Source organism: Microcystis sp. M53603_WE2 (genome assembly GCF_030065435.1).
This window is the reverse complement of the sequence record NZ_JASJFF010000675.1, coordinates 1-3,186: the sequence shown is the minus strand read 5'-3', so window position 1 is coordinate 3,186 and position 3,186 is coordinate 1. Positions and strand designations below refer to the sequence as shown.

General features: G+C 40.2%; 3 protein-coding genes and 1 pseudogene. 2 read left to right on the top strand and 2 right to left on the bottom strand.

Annotated elements, in window-relative coordinates; translation table 11 throughout:
• Positions 1 to 208: 208 nt before the first annotated feature.
• Both PX481_RS14630 and PX481_RS14625 read right to left on the bottom strand, forming a co-directional pair.
• Positions 209 to 673, bottom strand: coding sequence for a DNA phosphorothioation-associated protein 4 (locus PX481_RS14630; RefSeq protein WP_002760679.1), 465 nt, complete (start codon positions 671 to 673; stop codon positions 209 to 211).
• Between the two features lie 100 nt (positions 674 to 773).
• Positions 774 to 2,366 (bottom strand): ArnT family glycosyltransferase, encoded by a 1,593-nt coding sequence (locus tag PX481_RS14625; RefSeq protein WP_288027549.1) that lies wholly within the window; start codon positions 2,364 to 2,366, stop codon positions 774 to 776.
• Between the two features lie 422 nt (positions 2,367 to 2,788).
• Here PX481_RS14625 and PX481_RS14620 point away from each other — a divergent pair, with 422 nt between their 5' ends.
• Positions 2,789 to 3,094, top strand: a complete 306-nt coding sequence (locus tag PX481_RS14620) for a type II toxin-antitoxin system HigB family toxin (protein ID WP_288027550.1) — start codon at positions 2,789 to 2,791, stop codon at positions 3,092 to 3,094.
• Positions 3,060 to 3,186, top strand: a pseudogene (locus PX481_RS14615) (transcriptional regulator); the annotation flags it as partial. The gene PX481_RS14620 and the pseudogene PX481_RS14615, both read left to right, overlap by 35 nt.

The window sequence follows — 3,186 nt, the reverse complement described above, 5'->3', positions numbered from 1 at the left end:
TGAGGGGGCCAATTACCTAATTTTCAGGGAAAAAGTCCAGGAATTTTCCCCCTGATCACTCCCATGCCCGGTACTTTTTGATTGACAAAAAGTCTAAAAGTCTTACCCAACAAGGTTTTTAGATTTATTCAGCAAACCCTAAGTAGGGTCTGCTGAAAAAGTTTATTGGTGGGGTTAGGAGTCAGGAGAGTTAGGGATAAGATTTCTACTACAAAAATCTGCCTAAATCGAATTCCGTTGTGGCAGTAATTTCTCGAAAACGTTCCTGACTGATAATTAACAATAATCTTTCAGTATAATCCACCGCACCGCGCAATTCTCGTTCTAATCTTGCTAAACCGGCGTTGGCATATTCCTCGAAAATTGTCACTCGCAAAGCTTCCGAATCTACCCCGTGGGGAGAAAGAATTTTCGTGTCTTGGAATTCATTGACTGCCAATAATTTGATTAGGGTATCGTAGCCACGAGAAATAAAAATTTCTAGGTTAATAGGTGAGGGTTCCTTCGCTACATTTTCTATCGCCACCCTCTCCTGATATTTTACCCCTAAAGCCGCCGCAAAAGCGATGACATCAGCATAGGTTTGAAAGGGGCCAATTCCCTGATTAAAATTAACTAAGGACTGGACAAATTCCCCTTTATCTCTAGCAATACGCACTCGATGAATGGACATATTTATCAAGCAAAAAGTAAAAAAGTTTACAAAATTCAGGAGATAGAAGTTATCAGTATCTATGAACTATTTTATCTATCCCCTACCCGCTATAACTGCTTTAAGGATAAGTTTTAATTAGTCCTTTAGCTTGGTAAACATGAAATTGTTCGATGGTGACACCACCGCGCTTGATCGGAATGACAGCTACTTTAGTTATATCTTGGAAATAGGGACGGTAGCGATCGATTATTTCCGGTCTTTCTAGAGAACTATTTGTAGTAATTAATAAACCATTTTTACCGATCCATTCTTGAGGATTAAACCAAATTTGATAACCCCTTTGATCGTTGTTAAAACAGGTGACGGGAATAGGAACTAGGGGATAAAGGGCCATATCTAGCCATGCTGTCACATAAAAACTATGGGTAAAAACGAAGCTAGAATCTTTTAAGAGTGCTAATAATTCGGGCGAATTAGCAAAGCCTTGGCGCAGTTGATTGATATCGACAATTTCCCGAGAAGGGTCTTGTTCTGGGGCAATAATTCCCCCAAAAATTGCGTATTGACTAGGTTTTTGGAAAGTGCCAAAAGTAACGTGAAGCATTGCTATAGATAAAATAGTAACGATAAAAATTCCCGATCCCCATAACCATCTTTTTACCCAGATTCGAGAAGATTGCTGCCAAGTATTGACCTTTTCTCCTAATAAAATTGTACAGGACCAGAACCCAGGTAAAATCCAACTAGGGGCGAGATAATGGGAAGCACCCACATAAAGCATTCCCAGGATTAAGGGCAGAGAAACCGAGAGAATTAACCATTTTTTTAGTGATTCTTCTTCTCGATGAAAAAATCTTTTTTTCGAGATAAAGTTAGGAATTTGTTCGGCAAAGCTTTTAAATGTCACCCACCACATCGGCAGACCGAAAGGAGGAAACATCGTGGCGATACTAATGCCAACAACCGAGAGAATACCAAGAATATTAAAGGTTTTCGTTTCTCCAGAAAAACGGTCTTCTAAATGAAAGCGAAAGGAAATCCAATCATGGTTAATATTCCAGTAGATAATCGGCAATAAAGTTATCAAAAAGAGAATAAATCCTAATCCTAACCAGGGCGATCTAAATACAGGCCAATAGCGGGGAGTGGTCAGACAAAATAAAACTAAACCAAAGCCCAAAATAAAGCCGTGATATTTACTTAAAACCGCCAATCCTACGGCAAGTCCAATATAAGCGAGACGATAGCTAGGATGATAGTTTTTTTCCCGAATTGGCCAGAATTCTTGGGCAGCTAAATAGACTGTTAATGACCAAAAAAAGATTAAAGGACTATCTGGCTGCGAGAGAATCCCGAAGACGATCCCATAGATGGGGATGAGAGTGGCGATCGCTAAAGTCATTCTGGCGACCGGCAGACTGAACAATTTTAAAGCCGTCAGATACAGCAAGCAGAGGCTGCCAGTATAGAGCAGGAGAGTCCCGAAGCGAATGGTAAATTGATTGACTAATCCGGTGATCCAAGTCCCAAAACCCGTGGAAATCGCTACTATTGGCGGATGATCGAAATAACTCCAATCTAGATTATGGCTGTAAACATAATAATAGGCTTCATCGTAACCGGGATAAAGCCCCAAGGCGATGATTATTCTAAACAGGAGTCCACCGATGAGCAGATAAACGGCCATGCGATCGCTAAGTATTTTCGTCAAAATTCTTACCTCATTTCATCGCTAAAACTGATGTTAGAGACGGGAGATTTTTGGGGTTGCCAGATTCGAGATTTGTGCATCTATGGCAAGGTTAGATTTAAGTGTGATCTTTAGTTACTATATCACCAACTCTGTCATCTCTTAGCCCTTGGCTATCAGCAAACTCTCCCGATTCGTTGCTGATTGGCGATCTGAAAGAGGATTAAGAGAACGGGGAACGGTAAAATGATGTTAAGTAAGTGTTTGTAATTAGGGTTTGCTGAATAAATCTAAAAACTCTGTTGGATAATACCATTTTTCATAAGTAATGGCAGAGATGGTTAATCGCCCTCACCCCCCCCTGCCCCCCCGACATCGGGTTGGTGGCGCAAATAAGACTATGATAAACTAGAATACAATAGCTATTCTAAATCAATAAGAATATGCACATCATCAGCCGTAAACAACTGCGGCGATTTTCTGGAAAACACGCCGATGCTGTTAATGCCATTAATACTTGGTATAAAATTGCTAGTAAAGCAGAGTGGAAAAACCTGGCTGAAGTTCAAGCTGTGTATTCTCAAGCAGAAGCCGTTGGTAATTTCACGGTCTTTAATATCAAAGGTAATCCCTATCGTTTAATTGTAGATAGCGTTTACAAAGACCAAGTAATTTACATCAAGTACATTTTGACTCACGGGGAGTATGACAAAGATGAGTGGAAAAATGACCCTTACTTTAAACCGTGATACCTACGGAAGGTTACTAGCCGAGTATCTACCAAAAGTAATAGAAAACGATGCAGAAAACGAACAGGCTATTAACCTAGCTGAGGCCTTAT

Coding starts and splice junctions, on each gene's coding strand:
- PX481_RS14630 (WP_002760679.1), bottom strand. CDS start 673: ATGTCCATTCATCGAGTGCGTATTGCTAGAGATAAAGGGGAATTTGTC.
- PX481_RS14620 (WP_288027550.1), top strand. CDS start 2,789: ATGCACATCATCAGCCGTAAACAACTGCGGCGATTTTCTGGAAAACAC.